Below are 18567 nucleotides of genomic sequence, written 5' to 3'. Positions count from 1 at the left end.
GCCATTTCACTCTCTCGCTTGAAGCAAAAAGCGCTTCAAGGTCGAGAGCTCCAATGGCCTGCGATTCTGAGCAAGCCGCTTACGCTTTTAAATATAATTTGCGTTTTTTTGAGTAAGTACCATATACTATTTGTATTAGATACTAGGATGTAGAGGTGAATGATGTGTTAGATCGTTTGCAAGCTGTAGAAAATCGTTATGAGAAGTTAAATGAATTGTTAAGTGACCCAGAGGTTATTAGCGATACAAATAAGCTTCGTGAATATTCAAAGGAACAGTCTGATATACAGGAAACGGTAGAGGTGTATCGTGAGTATAAGGATGTTCGTGAGCAATTAAAAGATGCGAAAGCAATGTTAGAAGAGAAGTTAGACGCAGAAATGCGTGACATGGTAAAAGAAGAGGTTTCTGAGTTAGAATCACAAGAAAAAACGTTATCAGAACGTCTGAAAATTTTACTAGTTCCAAAGGACCCTAATGATGATAAGAACGTTATCGTTGAGGTTCGTGGGGCTGCTGGTGGCGACGAGGCCGCTTTATTTGCTGGTGACTTATACCGCATGTATAGCCGTTATGCTGAGGTTCAAGGTTGGAAAACAGAAATTATCGAGGCTAGCTATACAGAGTTAGGTGGATATAAAGAGATTATCTTTATGATTAACGGTAAAGGTGCTTTCGCGAAGCTGAAATTCGAGAATGGTGCTCACCGTGTACAACGTGTTCCTGAAACGGAATCTGGTGGACGTATTCATACATCTACAGCAACTGTAGCTGTATTACCAGAGGCAGAAGAAGTAGAAATCGACATTCACGAGAAAGATGTTCGTGTTGATACATTCGCTTCTAGTGGTCCTGGTGGACAAAGTGTTAATACAACGATGTCAGCGGTACGTTTAACACATTTACCGACTGGTGTAGTTGTATCTTGTCAGGATGAGAAATCACAAATTAAGAATAAAGAAAAAGCGATGAAAGTATTACGCGCACGTGTTTATGATAAGTTTAGACAAGAAGCACAAGCTGAATATGATCAAAACCGTAAACAAGCTGTTGGTACGGGCGATCGTTCAGAGCGTATTCGTACGTATAACTTCCCGCAAAACCGTGTTACAGACCATCGAATCGGTTTAACGATTCAAAAGCTAGATCAAATCTTACAAGGTAAGTTAGATGATTTCATCAATGCCTTAGTGATGGAAGATCAGGCTCAAAGGATGGAGGCAGCTGAGTAATGCGTGTCTATGAAGCCCTGAAATGGGCTTCTTCTTTTTTACAGGAAAATGGACGAGATGAAAATGCGGGAGAAATTGTCCTTTGTCATGTATTAAAGATGAACAGAACAGGATTACTTATGAATATGCGTGAAGAAATAAATGAGGAACAAGAGGCAAGCTTTACGGAGTTTATCCACAAGCATGTAGAAGGTATTCCTATTCAATATATGATTGGTTATGAAATGTTTTATGGCCGGTCGTTCTTTGTGAATGAAGAAGTATTAATACCAAGACCGGAAACAGAAGAACTTATAGTAGGAGTATTAGAAAGAATTGAGCGCCATTTTGGTGACAAGGAACTACATGTAGCAGATATAGGCACAGGTAGTGGAGCGATTTCTATTACGCTTGCTTTAGAAAATAAAAATCTTCACGTGTATACAGTAGATATTGCACAAGAGTCGATTGAAGTTGCAAAAGAAAATGCAAAAGCTTTAGGTGCAGAAGTAACGTTCTATCACGGTGATTTATTGTCACCATTTGATAAAACGGGTCAAAAGCTAGATGTTGTTGTTTCAAATCCTCCATATATACCGGAAGAGGATTGGCGTGGTCTTTCTCCTGTTGTGAAAGAGCATGAGCCGAAGAGAGCACTTGTTGGTGGAGAAGACGGATTAGATTTTTATCGCCGTTTTATGGAAGAATTGCCGAATGTATTGCAGGAGAAAGCAATTGTAGCGTTTGAAATTGGAGTAGGACAGGGTGAGGATGTAAAAAGATTGTTACAACAAGCTTTTCCACATGCTCATGTTGAGGTTGTTTTTGATATTAACGGAAAAGATCGTATGGTATTTGCAGAGATGGAGTAAGGTTCACACCTTACTCTATTTTTTTGTGGGAAAATTCATATAGATTTTGAATTTAATAGTTTAGAAATATGAAAGTCTGTCCACACTGTTTGTAGAAGGGACGGTGGAGGAAATGAAAAAACAAGTTATTGCTTATCTTCTTATATTATTAATTGGTGCACAGTTACTTGTGCAGTTTGGATATATGAAAGCTGATGCGAAAGGGCCTTCAGTTATTCCCAAAGAGGCCGTTCGATTACGAATTTTAGCAAATAGCGATTCAGATAAAGACCAGGCATTAAAGCGTAAAGTGCGTGATGAAGTAAAAGCGCAAATTGATGGATGGGTAGCGGATTTAACTTCATTTGAAGAGGCACGCAAATTAATTCAAAGTCATATTCCAGAAATCGAGAAAACGGTGGAAAATACGTTAAAAAGGGAAGGAAGTAAAGAATCATTTCAAGTGAAATTTAGTAAGAATGTAAAGTTTCCTACAAAGGTATATGGGAATTTTATTTATCCAGCAGGAGAATATGAAGCAGTATTGATCACAATTGGAGAAGGTGAAGGGGCGAACTGGTGGTGTGTATTATTTCCACCAATGTGTTTCTTAGATTTTTCGAGTGGGACAGCTGTAAGAAAAGAAGAGCACGTTGTGAAGGCGGAATCTCCTGAAGAGGAACAGGTGAAACAACTAGATGAAGAAGTAGTAGATACAGAAGAGAAGAAAGTGGATAAGGTTAAAGAAACGAAAGTTGTAAAACAGGAAGTAGTAAAAGAAGTAACAGCTTCTGAAAAGAAAGTAGTAAAAAATGAAACAAAAGTCGAAGAGCAGCCTGTAAGTGAAGAAGAAACAAAAACTGTGGAAAAAGTGGAGAAACCTGTGGAGAAAAAACAAGAAAAGCAAAATGAGTATGTAAAAGTAGAAGAGGAAGAAGAAAAGCCAGAAGTTAAATTGTTTATTGTAGAAGCTTTTACATCTTTATTCTCTAAATAGTACTATTAATAAATCCCTCCTCATATATAAAAATGAGGAGGGATTTATTATGAAGAAAGTGTATTTTGCTACGAAAGCAGATGTGGAAAGATTACATTCTTTTTTCGGACAAGCTAATAAAAAAGATGATAAAATAAATGAGTTATACGCACAATTTATGATTTTGGAAGAGGCGGAAGAAATAAGAGCTGTAATTGGTTATGAACAAAGTGGGGAAGATGTACTTATTCGTTCTTGTTTATTCACACCTCATGTGGATAAACAGACTTTCTTATATTTTTTTGAAATGTTTTTGCAGTATATGAAAGAAAAAAGTGTTCAACAATTGTACTTACTAACAAACCATCCACAATCTGTACCGATCTTTCAGTTCTTTGACTTTTTTACTATAGAAAAGGATGAGGTTCCAGAGGGTATTCAACAGTTAGAACATTTTTGTAAAAATATAAAAGAGCAGAATGCAATAATACTAAATTGTCAGCTATTCACAAAGTTATCCACGGATTAATTGGGTTTATCCACATTTTGTGGATAAACCTTGTTTGTCTTTTGGATAAATCTCATAGTAAACTAAAAATAGACAAGTATTTAAGGGTAGAAAAGGACGTGGAAAAAAATGCATACAAATATGTGGGTTGTGGATAATGTTGTGGAAAGAAAAAAATATTATCCACAGTTACAAGAAGCAGCAAAATTATTAAGAGAAAATGAGGCGGTTGCTTTCCCTACGGAAACAGTATATGGGTTAGGTGCAAATGCGATGGATGATGAAGCAATCGCGAAAATTTTCGAAGCGAAAGGAAGACCGAGTGATAATCCACTCATTGTCCACATAGGTACAAAATCTCAGTTAGATGGGATTGTGAAAGAAATTCCACCAGTTGCAGAGAAGTTAATGGCGCATTTTTGGCCAGGACCATTAACAATTATTTTGCCGAGAAAAGAAGGGATTTCAGAGAGGGTGACGGCGGGACTTAATACGGTTGGGGTAAGAATGCCTGATCATCCAGTTGCACTTGCTCTTATTGAAGAGGCGAATGTACCTGTTGCGGCACCAAGTGCGAATCGTTCAGGGCGTCCAAGTCCAACACTAGCTTCTCACGTATATGAAGATTTGAATGGGAAGATTGCAGGTATTGTTGATGGTGGTGCAACTGGAGTAGGCGTTGAATCAACTGTAATTGATTGTACAAGCACGGTTCCAACAATATTACGTCCAGGTGGGATTACGAAAGAACAATTAGAAGCGGTGATAGGTACCGTTTCTTTAGATCCAGCTTTAAAGGATGAGAAGGAAAAACCGAAATCACCTGGAATGAAATACACACATTATGCGCCGAAAGCACCACTTAGTATTGTTGAGGGCTCGCGTGAGTTTATTCAGCAACTTGTGGATGAGAAAAAGGAAGAAGGATTTAAAGTAGGCGTATTAACGACAGAAGAGTATCAGCATGTATATAACGCAGATGTTATATTGTCTTGTGGTGTTCGAAGTGACTTAGCTAGCGTTGCGACTAAATTATATGATGTACTTAGAACATTTGATGCAAGTGAAGTGGATGTTATTTTTAGTGAGTCGTTCCCTAATGAAGGAATAGGAAATGCTATTATGAATCGTTTAACAAAAGCGGCAGGACATCATATTATTATTGAATGATAAGGTAAGGTTAGCAAACAGAATATTTCTCCTTGGATAAGCATATTGTGAAGTAGCACGTCCAAGGAGGGGCATGAATGACGTTTGAACAGCTAATACCTTTAATAATTATGGCATTCGCCTTAGGGATGGATGCGTTCTCGGTGAGTCTTGGTATGGGGATGATGCCCCTAAAGTTAAGACAAATCCTGTATATTGGTATGACGATAGGGATATTTCATATTATTATGCCGTTTATAGGGATGGTACTAGGTCGTTTTTTATCAGAGAAGTATGGAGATATTGCACATTTTGCGGGTGCTATTTTATTAATCGGACTAGGTTTTTATATCGTATATTCGACCATTTTACAAAATGGAGAGACTAGAACTGTCCCTATTGGAATTAGCTTATTCGTATTTGCATTTGGCGTTAGTATAGATAGTTTCTCAGTAGGGCTTAGTCTTGGTATTTATGGGGCACAAACAATCATTACGATATTACTTTTTGGAGTTGTTAGCATGTTGTTAGCGTGGATTGGTTTATTAATTGGTAGACATGCGAAAGATATGCTCGGTACATATGGCGAGATAGTAGGTGGCATCATTCTAGTTGGATTTGGATTATATATCCTTTTTCCTATATAATTTTATGTAGGAGGGAATTATGAACAAGCTATTGGGATGGTATGTTAAGTTTTTAACCTTCTTTCCTCGATGGCTAAGAAGGCTTATAATTTGGGGTATTATTTTGCAAATTGCAATTTTAGGTTGGATTAAGTTAATTCGCGAATAGTAAGATAGCTCCTTTCTGTGCATAGTTTTGTTTGTACTATATTGATTGCGCTAAAAAATTACACATATAGAAAGGATGAGATGAATGACAAGATTGAAGCAAGTTTTTGGTATTATTATTAGTTTTTTTGTTTTTTGGTTTAGTATGCTCGGTGTACAAATGTTTGCTGAGTTTTTAGATATTGAGTCATTGAAATTTGTTGCGGGAAAGACTGAGGCGGCGCGTGCTTTTTACTCTCCGTACCCGTTTTTAATTGTTTTTCTTATTACACTGCTTTCCCTATACTTCTTCGTAATTAAGCTAGGGAAACCGAAAAAAGAAAAACTCCCTACTTTAGAGGAAAAGAAGGAAGAATTACAATGATAAAATCCCCTGCTAAAAAGCAGGGGATTTTTATGTTTGAGTGATGGCAGGAATCGATTCTGAGCGAGCCGCTTCCGCTTTTAGATATTATCCAGTTCCAGCGGCTAGAATGGTCGGTGGCTTCGCGTCTTCCTGTGAGGCAAAAAGCGCCTCTACGTCAGAAGCTCCATCCCCCTCTCATTCTGAGCGAGCCGCTTCCGCTTTTAAACTGGCCTAACCAGTTCAAATTGTTCTCCTAATTTTGCATAGTTGTGTCCTGCTAGGCGGCTTATTGGTTTGAGTCCTTCTGCGTGAATGCGCCCTTTTTCATATAGATGCTCGGCAACGTGGAAACGAACGACGCGTCCAATTAGTAGATCACAAGCTGGTGAGTCTTCTGTTCCACCAAGTGGAATTGCACGTTCTAATATACATTCCATTCGAATATTTGCTTCTTTTACACCTGGAACAGAGATGACTTCACTTTCAATTGGTGTTAGTTTTGCTAGTTCAATTTCACTTTCATTTGGCGGGAGATTAGCTGCTGTTTCGTTAATTGCTGCTACATATGATTCGTCAGAAATATGTACGACAAATTCACCTTTTTCAATTGCGTTTCGGGAAGTGTCCTTTCTTTCTCCGGCTTTTCGTTGTACAGAAACAGAGATAAGTGGTGGATTAGCAGCGACAATATTGAAATAACTATATGGTGCGCCGTTTAATACACCGTCTTTTGTTACAGAAGTAACGAATGCGACAGGGCGAGGGATGATACTTCCAGTAAGTAATTTGTAATTATCTTTTTCAGTTTGTTCATTTGGATTAATGGATAACATGCTTGTAATCCCCTTTCTAAATATGAATACTTATTGTTTGTTTACAAGATATCGGTGAGAAAATCCTGCTGGAAATAATATTTTGTTTCATAAAAAGAACTTACTTCAATTGTAATGAAGTAAGTTCTTTTTCAAGAATCTCAAGATTGAGATGAAAATTAAAGTAAAACGTATGCGCCAGGTCCGATTAAAGCTACACCAACAGCAACAGCGATTAACATTAAATTATATTCATATCCGTTTTGTGTCACCCAGTAACCATTTTTCCCGTGAACAGTGAAGATAGCCATTAACATTGTTCCAACGATAAATAATGAGCCAACTATAATGAAAATACCTGATGCGAATAAGAAACCACCTAGTAATTCAGTTGCACCAGCCATAAATGCCATAAATACACCAGGACGTAAACCGATTGATTCCATCCAGCCACCTGTTCCTTTTAAACCGTAACCGCCGAACCAACCAAATAATTTTTGAGCACCATGACCCATGAATGTAATTCCTATAATAAGACGAATAATAAGAAGACCGAAATCCATCATTTTTAAAAACCCCCTAAAAGTTATTAACTTACCTTATGTAAGTAATGATAAAATAGTTACTTACTTTAGTCAAGCGGATTTTGAAAAAAGTTTGAATTAAATTTTACAAATTAACAACAAAAAACAAAATGTAGTAAAGACCTCTAGACAAGTTGGGCAAAAAAAGAGAAAATATAAATAGAAGTTAACTTCTTATTGTTATTCAGACAATCAGAATTGACTGGAATTTTGTGAAGCGCTACAATAAGAGTCTATTAGTAATGACGTAATTTATTTCGAAAGCGTTTTTACAGTATAATATTCGAAGTATGAAGTCTTACATGTATCCCGAGCTTTACTAGGGATTGCCCTATAAACTTTTAGGTAAATTATAAGGAGGACTATCCTATGTTTAAAAAATTATTTGGTCTTGGTTCAAAAACAAATGAAGAAACAATCGTAGCTCCATTAACTGGAGCAGTGAAAAATATTGAAGAAGTACCAGATCCAGTATTCGCTGGTCGTATGATGGGTGACGGTGTTGCAATCGATCCTACTGAAGGTGTAGTTGTATCTCCAGTTGATGGTGAAATCGTACAATTATTCCACACAAAACATGCTATCGGAATTAAAGCGAAAAACGGCACAGAAATTTTAATCCACGTTGGATTAGAAACTGTAAAAATGGAAGGCGAAGGTTTCGAAGCTCACGTTTCTGAAGGCCAAGCTGTAAAAGCTGGAGATAAATTAATCTCATTCGACTTAGAATTAATCCGTGAAAAAGCGAAAAGCACAATTACTCCAATCGTTATTACAAACACAGATGCAGCTGAGTCTATTAAGACAACTGTAGGCGTAACAGCTACAAAAGGTTCAACAGAAGTAATGAAAGTTACAATGAAATAATTGCTGTATAAGAGGAATCCGTTTCGTATGAAATGGATTCCTTATTTTTGTTGCATATTCAGTAGGTATGTTAAAATACTCTGGGCACTTGGAAATAGGGTTTCACATATATGTGGATAAGGCGCATTTTTCTTAGAAAAAATATAAGAGAACTGCGCTTTTTGTATATTCACATTTCTTTTGTTCTATTCTAATGTAAGTTATGATGAGTGGTAAGAAATCGAATATAGGGGTGGGGTTGGATGAAACGAGTGTTATTTGTTTGTACTGGCAATACATGTCGTAGTCCGATGGCTGAGGCGTTGCTTCGTCATCACGGAGGAGATAGGTTTGAAGTGCAATCTGCCGGTGTTTTCGCCTATCCTGGGAGCGATGCATCGGTATATGCGAAGGAAGCTTTAGCTGAAAAAGGGATTTCAATTAATCATGCCGCGCAGCAAGTAAACGAAACTTTGCTTGATTGGGCTGATATTGTCGTAACGATGACAGAAAATCATAAACACATTGTACTTGGGCATTATCCGAGTGTTGAAAAGAAATTGAATACGTTATATGGATTAACTGAAGGTATAGGTAAGGACATTTCAGATCCATTTGGAGGCTCGCTTTCTATTTATAAAAAAACGTTAGATGAGATGGAAAAACTTGTACAAACTTTACTGAAAAAACATTCAGTAGGTTGATGTTTCGTGTATAATACGATATTGGAGATCACTTCGTCCTATTGAGGTAGCGAGTGTGAAATGAAGATAATTGATTGAAACTTTGGAGGGGTAAAAATGAAAGTAGTAATAGCATCTGATCACGGCGGTATGAATATCCGCAAAGAACTTGTAAGTTTATTAGAAGAGTTAAATATTGAATATATTGATTTAGGTTGTGAATGTGAAGCTGGTTCTGTTGATTACCCTGACTTTGCGTTTCCGGCAGCTGAAATGGTAGCGAACGGTGAAGTAGATCGTGGTATTTTAGTTTGTGGGACAGGCATTGGTATGTCAATCGCAGCAAACAAAGTAAATGGTATCCGTTGTGCGTTAGTTCATGATACTTTCAGTGCGAAAGCAACGAGAGAGCATAATGACACTAACATGCTAGCAATGGGCGAGCGTGTAATTGGTGCTGGTCTAGCGCGTGATATCGCAAAAATCTGGTTAACAACTGACTATGAAGGTGGTCGTCACGAAAACCGCGTAGGAAAAATTAAAACATACGAAACAAAGTAATAGATTCTAACTATTAGTAGTGTGAAATATAATTTGGTGAACCAACCTGTGAAAGGAAGAGGCGTAATGACAGAAATCGTAAAAGTAAGAGAACAGCTACAAATGTCGCTTTCTGATTTCCAAGAACAAGCTTCATTACAAAGCGGTCAAATTTTTGTAGTGGGTTGTAGCACGAGCGAAGTGCTAGGCGAAAGAATTGGAACATCAGGAACGATGGAAGTAGCAGAGGCGATTTTTTCTGAGTTAAAACAATTTCAAGAGCGAACAGGTATTGAATTAGCGTTTCAATGTTGTGAGCATTTAAACCGTGCTTTAGTAGTTGAGAGAGAAGTAGCGATAAAATATCAATTTGAAATTGTAACAGTTACGCCTGTTAGATCAGCAGGTGGTGCATTGGGGACATATGCGTATCACAATTTGAAAGATCCGGTAGTAGTTGAGTTTATTAAAGCAGATGCAGGAATGGATATTGGTGATACATTTATTGGTATGCATTTAAAACATGTAGCTGTTCCGGTTCGTACAAGTGTGAAGGCAATTGGAAGTGCGCATGTAACGATGGCCAAAACACGTGGAAAACTAATTGGTGGAGCACGTGCTGTTTACGCGGTGACGGAAGAGACTACCACTTGCCGTTAAATATGAGAAATTAGGAAGTCATATAGTAGCTGTTTATCATAAGATAAAAGGTATGTTGTCTGACTTTATAGTAGAAGAAAGAAAAGACCGATTTTCGGTCTTTTTTTTCTTTTATGATATAGAAAGTCATGTTAGAATGTAGTTGAAAACATGAAGGTTCGAAAGAATTACAACCTGAATTTTCGTTTTTTCTGAATAAATGAGAAAAAACTGTTGGGAATCGATGTAATTCGTTCAGAAAAGGGGGATTTTGGTGGATCATTTAAAACGTCAAGATGAAAAGGTATTTGCTGCAATTGAGGCAGAACTAGGAAGACAGCGTTCAAAGATTGAGTTAATTGCTTCGGAAAACTTTGTAAGTGAAGCGGTAATGGAGGCGCAAGGTTCTGTTTTAACAAATAAGTATGCTGAAGGATATCCTGGAAAACGTTACTATGGTGGCTGTGAACACGTAGACGTAGTAGAAGATATCGCACGTGATCGCGTAAAAGAAATTTTTGGCGCAGAGCACGTAAACGTTCAACCACACTCTGGTGCACAAGCGAACATGGCAGTATACTTCACAATTTTAGAGCAAGGCGATACAGTACTTGGTATGAATTTATCTCATGGTGGTCACTTAACACACGGAAGCCCTGTTAACTTCAGTGGAGTACAATATAATTTCGTAGAATATGGCGTGGATGCTGACTCTCACCGTATTAATTACGATGATGTATTAGCAAAAGCGAAAGAACATAAACCAAAATTAATCGTTGCAGGTGCAAGTGCATACCCTCGTGTTATCGATTTCAAACGATTCCGTGAGATTGCAGATGAAGTGGGTGCATACTTAATGGTGGATATGGCACATATCGCTGGTTTAGTAGCTGCTGGCTTACATCCAAATCCAGTACCACATGCACATTTCGTTACAACGACAACACATAAAACGTTACGTGGTCCGCGCGGTGGTATGATTTTATGTGAAGAGAAGTTTGCAAAACAAATTGATAAATCAATCTTCCCTGGTATTCAAGGTGGTCCACTTATGCACGTAATCGCTGCAAAAGCTGTTGCGTTTGGTGAGACACTTCAAGAGGATTTCAAAACGTATGCACAAAATATCATTAACAATGCGAACCGCTTAGCTGAAGGTCTTCAAAAAGAAGGACTTACACTTGTTTCTGGCGGAACAGACAATCACTTAATCTTGATTGATGTTCGTAACCTAGAAATCACAGGTAAAGTAGCAGAGCACGTATTAGATGAAGTTGGTATTACAGTGAACAAAAATACAATTCCATTTGAAACAGCAAGCCCATTTGTAACAAGTGGTGTACGTATTGGTACAGCAGCTGTAACATCTCGTGGTTTCGGTTTAGAAGAAATGGATGAAATTGCGTCACTTATTGCTTATACATTAAAAAATCATGAAAATGAAGCTGCATTAGAAGAAGCACGTAAGCGTGTAGAAGCGTTAACGAGCAAATTCTCAATGTATCCAAATCTATAATAGATTGAAGAAGACTGCTGAAACGTAATTGTTTTGGCAGTCTTTTTTGTGGACATATATTATTTTTAAAGTATGTATACAAATGATGAATAAATTTTGGCGATATAATGAAGGATACAGCTCCCATAATTGGTAAAGATACTAGATAGATTCATCGTAAAATCATGATTTTGCCAAATTTGCCCTTGAATATTAGTAGCGTTTTCTTTACAATCGTAAATAGTGTAAAAAAGCGTGCAAACGCATGAATATCATCTAAAGGAGAGATTCACATGGGAAAACTGTATGTATTTGATCACCCGTTAATTCAACATAAGATTACATATATTCGCGATAAGAATACAGGTACGAAAGATTTTCGTGAATTAGTGGACGAAGTAGCAAGCTTAATGGCTTTCGAAATTACTCGCGACCTTCCGCTTAAGGATATTGAAATTGAAACGCCTGTAAGCAAAGCGACAACAAAAGTGATCGCTGGTAAAAAACTTGGTTTAATTCCGATTTTACGTGCAGGTTTAGGAATGGTTGATGGAATTCTGAAATTAATTCCAGCAGCAAAAGTAGGACACGTTGGTTTATACCGTGACCCTAAAACATTGCAACCGGTAGAATACTATGTGAAACTTCCAACGGATGTAGAAGAGCGTGACTTTATCGTACTAGATCCGATGCTAGCAACAGGTGGTTCTGCGGCTGAAGCAATTAACTCTCTGAAAAAGCGCGGTGCGAAACAAATTAAATTAATGTGTATCGTTGCAGCTCCAGAAGGGGTAAAAGTAGTACAAGAAGAACATCCCGATGTTGATATTTATGTAGCAGCATTAGATGAGAAATTAAATGACCACGGATATGTAGTACCAGGTCTTGGTGATGCTGGTGACCGTTTATTCGGAACGAAGTAAGACAACTGACGAGCAGGGGAGATTCCCCTGCTCGTTTTTTTTTGCTGTAAGCAAGTAGGGGAGGGGAGAGGATAAATATACATCGTATATACAACATAAGTTGCATACACATCACATATAATATAGAAGTCTTACGTCTGAGGAACACTATATTATGGAAGAAAAGCGTTATATCTCGAAAATATAATAGTGACAAACTTGTGAACATTTCCTTCTATTATAAAGAGAAAACTGTTAGAAATTGCATATATGTAACCAGTATTTAGAAGGGGAACGTTTTCATTTTTGGGAGGAAATGCCTAATACTCAAATTTTTAGATTTTTTACGATTTCTCGTTGACACTGTTAATACCCTATTGTATGCTAACAACGGGGATAGATGGTAGGGCTTTCAGTGACAAAAATACATCTATTCCGTGACGAAAATGTAAACTTTTTGTTTTGTATAGGATTTATGCAAAAAAATGAGTTATTATTAACACATCGTGAATGAGGGTTACATATTGGAGGGATGAATCCTTGCAAAAAAACGATCGCAGCCATATAAAAGCATATGCTTTAATGTCAGGAATTCTTGCTCAATTAGTCGGTTCTATACTTGTTGGAATCTTTGGTGGGCAGTGGATTGATAATAAGGTTGGAACGTTTCCATTGTTTCTTATTATAGGGTTATTACTCGGGTTAGGAACAGGGGTATACGCAATGATTCGACTCATTCGACATTACTATTCGGGAGAGCAATGATGATAGACGTACATGGACTTGTCCAAAGACAAAAGAAATATATGTACTACTTGCTTGCGCTTCTAGTGCTAGGATGGGGATTTACCTCTTACAAGGATGTATTTCTTGGGCTGATTATCGGAACGATTTTCAGTTTTCTTAGTTTGCGCATCATTGCACGTAGAACAGACAAGCTGTTAGATCGCGTAACAAATGGAGAAAACGTGAAGTTTAAGGCGACAGCTGTAAGTACATATTCAAGATTCGCCACGATTGGGTTATTAATTTTATTTGCAGCCAAATATCAAGAGTTAATTGCGATGTGGGGCTTAGGTGTAGGATTGCTGACAGGATACCTTGTCATGATCATAGATTTTCTTTATTTAGAGTATAAGAGCAGGGAAGAGAGGTGAATTACTAGTGGAACACGGTAAATTAGTTAAATTTCTAGGTTTAACGTTCGATTTGTCATCAGTTATGATGGTTACTGTAGCAGCAGTTATTGTTTTCTTAATCGCTGTTATCGGAACTCGCAGCTTAGCCCTTCGCCCAACCGGGATGCAAAACTTCATGGAATGGGTGTTTGACTTCGTGAAAGGGATTATCAATAGTACGATGGACTGGAAAACAGGTGGACGTTTCTTAACGCTTGGCGTTACGCTTATCATGTTTATCATCGTATCGAACTTCCTTGGTTTACCATTCATGTATTCAGCAACTGAAGCTGGCGAACATATTGCATGGTGGAGGTCACCAACGTCTGATCCAGCAGTTACATTAACATTAGCCGTGATGGTAGTTACCCTCACCCATTATTATGGAATTAAGATGAAGGGTACGAAAGAGTATATTAAAGGTTATTTCCAACCTATGAAATTCTTATTCCCATTAAAGGTTATTGAAGAGTTTGCTAACACATTAACGTTAGGTCTTCGTTTATTCGGTAACATTTATGCAGGTGAGATCTTATTAGGATTACTTGCTAAGTTAGGCGGGGCATCATTCCTTGGAGCATTAGGTGCGCTTGTACCGATGTTAGCATGGATGGGATTCAGTGTATTCGTTGGATCAATCCAAGCATTTATTTTCGTTATGTTAACGATGGTTTATATGGCTCATAAAGTAAGTCATGACCATTAATATAATTTAAGTAAGAAAAAATTTATTTTTTTATAATACAAAGGAGGACAAATTAAATGAGTTTAGGTGTAATCGCAGCTGCAATTGCAATTGGTTTATCAGCATTAGGTGCAGGTATTGGTAACGGTCTTATCGTATCACGTACAATCGAAGGTGTTGCTCGTCAACCAGAATTAAAAGGCGCACTTCAAACAATTATGTTCATCGGGGTTGCTTTAGTTGAGGCACTTCCAATCATCGGTGTAGTTATTGCATTCATCGTAATGAACAAATAAGGGAGACTCCCCTTACATAGATGGCGAAGAGTGTTTTTCCGAACTTTCTTCGCCATTGCTTTATGAACGAAACGTATGTCTTTTTTTTTCATATGATCAATTTAGATATTTTGAAGGGAGTGAATCCTTGTGCCAACTTTATTATTAGGAGCTGCCATTCCATTTGGAACGATTGCTTATACATTGTTCATTTTCTTAATTCTATTAGTAATGCTACGCAAATTTGCGTGGGGTCCTTTAATGGGAATTATGAAAGAACGTGAAGAGCATGTTACTAATGAAATCGACGCTGCAGAAAGAAGTAACGCTGAAGCGAAGAAGTTAGTAGAAGAACAACGTGAAATGTTAAAACAATCGCGTGTTGAAGCACAAGAGTTAATCGAAAGAGCGAAAAAACAAGCTGTAGATCAAAAAGATGTGATTGTTGCTGCTGCGAAAGAAGAAGCAGAATCAATTAAAGCATCTGCTGTACAAGAAATTCAACGCGAAAAAGAGCAAGCAATTGCTGCTTTACAAGAACAAGTCGCTTCTTTATCTGTTCAAATTGCTTCTAAAGTAATTGAAAAAGAATTAAAAGAAGAAGATCAAGTTAAGTTAATTCGCGATTATATTAAAGAAGTAGGAGAAGCGCGATGAGCAATGGGATTGTAGCAAAACGTTATGCTGTCGCTCTTTTTAAAATTGCAAAAGAAAAACACGTATTAGAAATGTTTGAAGAAGAATTACGCCTTGTACAAAACGTTTATGTAAAGAACGGGGAACTACATAGCTTTTTAACGCAACCAAACATTTCAAAAGAGCAGAAGAAAACGTTTCTTGCAAACGTATTCGGATCTGTTTCTGAATCAATTTTAAATACGTTATATATTTTAATTGATAACAAGCGTATTGATATCTTACCTGAAATTGCAGATGAATATGTTGTTCTTGCTAATGAAGAACGTAACGTAGCGGATGCAACTGTATATTCTATTCGTCTTCTATCTGAAGAAGAGAAGCTTAACATTGCAGAAGCATTTGCAAAGAGAACGGGAAAAGATGCAATTCGCGTGAAAAATGTTGTAGATGAAGATTTACTAGGCGGAATTAAAGTACGTATTGGAAATCGCATTTATGACGGAAGTTTACAAGGAAAATTAGCACGTATTCAGCGTGAATTAATGAAGAATAGATAGGGGTGAAGCACATGAGCATCAGAGCTGAAGAAATTAGCGCACTGATAAAGCAACAAATCGAGAACTATCAGTCTGAAATCGAAGTTAGTGATGTTGGTACAGTTATCCAAGTTGGTGACGGTATTGCGCGTGCTCATGGTCTTGATAACGTTATGGCTGGTGAACTTGTAGAGTTCTCTAACGGCGTTATGGGACTAGCACAAAACTTAGAGGAAAACAACGTAGGTATTATCATTTTAGGACCTTACACAGAAATCCGTGAAGGTGACGAAGTTCGTCGTACTGGTCGCATCATGCAAGTACCAGTAGGAAAAGAACTAATTGGTCGTGTTGTAAACCCATTAGGTCAACCAGTTGATGGTTTAGGCCCAATCAATACAACAAACACTCGTCCAATCGAAAGTCCAGCACCAGGTGTAATGGATCGTAAATCTGTTCATGAGCCACTTCAAACAGGTATTAAAGCGATCGATGCTCTTGTACCAATTGGCCGTGGTCAACGTGAGTTAATCATCGGTGACCGTCAAACTGGTAAAACAGCAGTTGCACTTGATACAATCATTAACCAAAAAGATGAAGATATGATTTGTATCTATGTAGCTATCGGACAAAAAGAATCAACTGTACGTAACGTAGTAGAAACACTACGTAAGCACGGTGCATTAGAGTACACAATCGTTGTAACTGCATCTGCTTCTCAACCAGCTCCATTATTATACTTAGCTCCTTATGCTGGTGTAACAATGGGTGAAGAGTTCATGTACAATGGTAAACACGTATTAGTAGTATATGATGACTTATCAAAACAAGCAGCGGCTTACCGTGAGCTGTCATTACTATTACGTCGTCCTCCAGGTCGTGAAGCTTATCCAGGGGATGTATTCTACTTACATTCTCGCTTATTAGAGCGTGCAGCAAAATTAAGTGATGCAAGAGGCGGCGGTTCTTTAACTGCACTACCTTTCATCGAAACACAAGCAGGGGACGTATCAGCTTACATCCCAACAAACGTAATTTCTATTACGGATGGACAAATCTTCTTACAATCTGACCTATTCTTCTCTGGCGTACGTCCAGCGATCGATGCGGGTACTTCTGTATCTCGTGTTGGTGGATCTGCTCAGATTAAAGCAATGAGTAAAGTATCAGGTACACTTCGTCTTGACCTTGCATCTTACCGTGAGTTAGAAGCGTTCGCTCAGTTCGGCTCTGACCTTGATAAAGCAACTCAAGCGAAACTAAACCGTGGTGCTCGTACTGTTGAGGTATTAAAACAAGGATTACACAAACCGTTACGTGTAGAGAAACAAGTTATCATTCTTTACGCTTTAACACGTGGATTCCTAGATGATATCCCAGTAGTAGATATCACTCGTTTCGAAGAAGAATTCCATGCTTGGTTAGATTCTAATGCGACTGACTTATTAGAAGAAATCCGCACAACTAAGAAACTTGCGGATGACGACAAATTTGCAGCAGCAATTAACGGATTTAAAAAAGTATTCGTAGCTTCTGAGTAATAAAAGCGGAAGCGGCTCGTCCTGAATGTGAGGGGGAAGAAGTGAAGCCACCGAACATTCAAGCCGCTGGAGCTAGATAATAATATATATAGGCATCTCAATCTTTGAGATTGCTGACGGTTATGTAAAGGAAAAGAGTAGGTGCACCTATTCTTTTCCTTCAATCATGAGCAAGAATATCTTGCAACGTAGATTAGGAAGAGGATTCTTACTAATCGTGCCAACTTCCGGAAAAAAGGTGGTGAAAACCTGTGGCATCTTTACGCGATATAAAAGCGAAGATTACCTCGACAAAGAAAACGAGTCAAATTACGAAAGCGATGGAGATGGTATCTGCATCTAAGTTAAACCGTGCAGAACAAAATGCTAAATCTTTCGTTCCGTATATGGAAAAGATTCAAGAAGTAGTAGCGAGCATTGCGCAAGGAAGTAAAGGAATTAATCATCCGATGCTAAATGCGCGTCCTGTAAAGCGTACAGGATACATCGTTATTACATCTGATCGCGGACTAGCAGGTGGTTATAACAGTAACGTATTACGTACAGTGAGTAACGTAATTCGTGAACGTCATAATATGGATTCAAACCAATATTCAATTATTGTGCTTGGACGACTAGGACGTGATTATTTAAAACGTCGCGGCTTTAACATCATTGATGAAGTAGTTGGATTATCTGACCACCCATCATTTACTGATATTAAAGATCTTGCTTCTCGAGCAATTGCGATGTTTGCAGATGGTGCTTATGATGAGCTGTATATTTACTACAACCATTACGTAAGTAAAATTTCACAAGAAGTAACGGAAAATAAAATTTTACCGCTTACTGATGTGGCGTCTGATAAACCGACGACAGCTTATGAATTCGAACCTTCTGAAGAAGAGATTTTAAAAGTACTATTGCCACAATACGCAGAAAGCCTAGTGTACGGTGCATTACTAGATGGTAAAGCAAGTGAGCACGCAGCGCGTATGACAGCAATGAAGAGTGCTACAGACAACGCAATGGAAGTTATCGATTCACTTACACTTTCATTCAACCGTGCGCGTCAGGCAGCGATTACGCAAGAAATTACGGAAATCGTTGGTGGAGCAGCAGCGTTAGAATAGTATTAAAAAGCGTAGGCGGTTCGTTCAGAATGAGAGGGAGATGGAGCTTTTGACGTAGAGGCGATTTGTGCCTCGTAGGAAAAAGCGAAGCCACCGACCCTTCTAACCGCCGGAGCTAGATTCAATAAAAAGCGGAAGCGGCTCTTTCAAAAGAGTCGCGTAAGCTAAACTAATAAAAAATTAAAAGCCAACTTCTCTTAGAAAGCTGGCTAATTAAAAGAAAGCTAGGAGGGAACCCGATGAATAAAGGGCGCGTTACGCAAAT

General features: G+C 38.0%; 25 protein-coding genes. 23 read left to right on the top strand and 2 right to left on the bottom strand.

Features of this window, described 5'->3' with window-relative positions; genetic code table 11:
* The first annotated feature begins 164 nt into the window (after positions 1-164).
* From prfA to MR167_RS15070, 8 genes are all read left to right on the top strand, one after another.
* On the top strand, positions 165-1232 hold the full coding sequence (prfA, locus tag MR167_RS15100; RefSeq protein WP_000887066.1) for a peptide chain release factor 1: 1068 nt from the start codon (positions 165-167) through the stop codon (positions 1230-1232).
* Positions 1232-2083: a peptide chain release factor N(5)-glutamine methyltransferase gene (gene prmC / locus MR167_RS15095; RefSeq protein WP_001267022.1), complete on the top strand. Its 852-nt coding sequence runs from the start codon at positions 1232-1234 to the stop codon at positions 2081-2083. The genes prfA and prmC overlap by 1 nt, the downstream gene beginning before the upstream one ends.
* 112 nt (positions 2084-2195) lie before the next feature.
* Entirely contained in the window at positions 2196-3059 is an 864-nt protein-coding gene (spoIIR, locus tag MR167_RS15090; protein WP_242314917.1) for a stage II sporulation protein R, read from the top strand.
* Between the two features lie 49 nt (positions 3060-3108).
* Positions 3109-3567, top strand: coding sequence for a GNAT family N-acetyltransferase (locus MR167_RS15085; RefSeq protein ID WP_000758437.1), 459 nt, complete (start codon positions 3109-3111; stop codon positions 3565-3567).
* 108 nt (positions 3568-3675) lie between these two features.
* On the top strand, positions 3676-4716 hold the full coding sequence (locus tag MR167_RS15080; protein WP_000557357.1) for an L-threonylcarbamoyladenylate synthase: 1041 nt from the start codon (positions 3676-3678) through the stop codon (positions 4714-4716).
* 77 nt (positions 4717-4793) lie between these two features.
* Positions 4794-5342: a manganese efflux pump MntP gene (locus MR167_RS15075; protein WP_242314915.1), complete on the top strand. Its 549-nt coding sequence runs from the start codon at positions 4794-4796 to the stop codon at positions 5340-5342.
* Between the two features lie 19 nt (positions 5343-5361).
* The gene (locus tag MR167_RS32960) at positions 5362-5490 is read left to right on the top strand and encodes a hypothetical protein (protein ID WP_001037654.1); all 129 of its coding nucleotides are present in this window, start codon (positions 5362-5364) and stop codon (positions 5488-5490) included.
* 84 nt (positions 5491-5574) lie between these two features.
* On the top strand, positions 5575-5853 hold the full coding sequence (locus tag MR167_RS15070; protein WP_000197471.1) for a DUF3935 domain-containing protein: 279 nt from the start codon (positions 5575-5577) through the stop codon (positions 5851-5853).
* Between the two features lie 203 nt (positions 5854-6056).
* Here the strand turns inward: MR167_RS15070 and MR167_RS15065 are convergent, their stop codons facing one another.
* On the bottom strand, positions 6057-6668 hold the full coding sequence (locus MR167_RS15065) for a flavin reductase family protein (RefSeq protein ID WP_000949048.1): 612 nt from the start codon (positions 6666-6668) through the stop codon (positions 6057-6059).
* A gap of 158 nt (positions 6669-6826) precedes the next feature.
* Positions 6827-7213 (bottom strand): DoxX family protein, encoded by a 387-nt coding sequence (locus MR167_RS15060; RefSeq protein WP_000968613.1) that lies wholly within the window; start codon positions 7211-7213, stop codon positions 6827-6829.
* A gap of 387 nt (positions 7214-7600) precedes the next feature.
* On the opposite strand from MR167_RS15060, the gene MR167_RS15055 reads away from it, so the two are divergent.
* From MR167_RS15055 to atpG, 15 genes are all read left to right on the top strand, one after another.
* A complete protein-coding gene (locus MR167_RS15055; protein WP_000473666.1) occupies positions 7601-8098 on the top strand; it encodes a PTS sugar transporter subunit IIA in 498 nt (165 codons plus the stop codon).
* A gap of 242 nt (positions 8099-8340) precedes the next feature.
* The gene (locus MR167_RS15050; RefSeq protein ID WP_000832378.1) at positions 8341-8781 is read left to right on the top strand and encodes a low molecular weight protein arginine phosphatase; all 441 of its coding nucleotides are present in this window, start codon (positions 8341-8343) and stop codon (positions 8779-8781) included.
* 96 nt (positions 8782-8877) lie between these two features.
* Positions 8878-9321 carry a ribose 5-phosphate isomerase B gene (rpiB, locus tag MR167_RS15045; RefSeq protein WP_000869542.1) on the top strand — a complete coding sequence of 148 codons (444 nt, stop codon included), beginning with the start codon at positions 8878-8880 and terminating at the stop codon, positions 9319-9321.
* Positions 9322-9387: 66 nt separating this feature from the next.
* Entirely contained in the window at positions 9388-9960 is a 573-nt protein-coding gene (locus MR167_RS15040; RefSeq protein ID WP_000136383.1) for a TIGR01440 family protein, read from the top strand.
* 253 nt (positions 9961-10213) lie between these two features.
* Positions 10214-11455: a serine hydroxymethyltransferase gene (gene glyA, locus MR167_RS15035; RefSeq protein ID WP_000349800.1), complete on the top strand. Its 1242-nt coding sequence runs from the start codon at positions 10214-10216 to the stop codon at positions 11453-11455.
* A gap of 272 nt (positions 11456-11727) precedes the next feature.
* Positions 11728-12357 (top strand): uracil phosphoribosyltransferase, encoded by a 630-nt coding sequence (upp, locus tag MR167_RS15030; protein ID WP_000517539.1) that lies wholly within the window; start codon positions 11728-11730, stop codon positions 12355-12357.
* A gap of 379 nt (positions 12358-12736) precedes the next feature.
* Entirely contained in the window at positions 12737-12850 is a 114-nt protein-coding gene (locus tag MR167_RS15025; protein WP_000232961.1) for a DUF4024 domain-containing protein, read from the top strand.
* A gap of 26 nt (positions 12851-12876) precedes the next feature.
* A complete protein-coding gene (locus MR167_RS15020) occupies positions 12877-13101 on the top strand; it encodes an AtpZ/AtpI family protein (RefSeq protein WP_001171223.1) in 225 nt (74 codons plus the stop codon).
* Positions 13101-13493: an ATP synthase subunit I gene (locus MR167_RS15015; RefSeq protein ID WP_000567600.1), complete on the top strand. Its 393-nt coding sequence runs from the start codon at positions 13101-13103 to the stop codon at positions 13491-13493. Before MR167_RS15020 ends, MR167_RS15015 begins: the two co-directional genes overlap by 1 nt.
* Positions 13494-13500: 7 nt before the next feature.
* On the top strand, positions 13501-14220 hold the full coding sequence (gene atpB, locus MR167_RS15010) for a F0F1 ATP synthase subunit A (protein ID WP_106081693.1): 720 nt from the start codon (positions 13501-13503) through the stop codon (positions 14218-14220).
* 56 nt (positions 14221-14276) lie between these two features.
* Positions 14277-14495 carry a F0F1 ATP synthase subunit C gene (atpE, locus tag MR167_RS15005; RefSeq protein WP_000052064.1) on the top strand — a complete coding sequence of 73 codons (219 nt, stop codon included), beginning with the start codon at positions 14277-14279 and terminating at the stop codon, positions 14493-14495.
* Positions 14496-14624: 129 nt separating this feature from the next.
* Entirely contained in the window at positions 14625-15131 is a 507-nt protein-coding gene (atpF, locus tag MR167_RS15000) for a F0F1 ATP synthase subunit B (protein ID WP_001142615.1), read from the top strand.
* Complete coding sequence (atpH, locus tag MR167_RS14995; RefSeq protein WP_000064682.1) at positions 15128-15670, top strand: F0F1 ATP synthase subunit delta; 543 nt, start codon at positions 15128-15130, stop codon at positions 15668-15670. Before atpF ends, atpH begins: the two co-directional genes overlap by 4 nt.
* Before the next feature lie 11 nt (positions 15671-15681).
* Positions 15682-17190 (top strand): F0F1 ATP synthase subunit alpha, encoded by a 1509-nt coding sequence (gene atpA, locus MR167_RS14990; protein ID WP_000027521.1) that lies wholly within the window; start codon positions 15682-15684, stop codon positions 17188-17190.
* A gap of 251 nt (positions 17191-17441) precedes the next feature.
* A complete protein-coding gene (gene atpG / locus MR167_RS14985) occupies positions 17442-18302 on the top strand; it encodes a F0F1 ATP synthase subunit gamma (protein ID WP_000157703.1) in 861 nt (286 codons plus the stop codon).
* Positions 18303-18567 lie beyond the last annotated feature (265 nt).

Origin of the sequence: Bacillus cereus group sp. BfR-BA-01355 (genome assembly GCF_022663675.1) — a bacterium.
Lineage (GTDB): Bacteria > Bacillota > Bacilli > Bacillales > Bacillaceae_G > Bacillus_A > Bacillus_A thuringiensis_S.
Note: the sequence above shows the minus strand (reverse complement) of the source record. Positions and strands in the feature narration are given on the sequence as shown.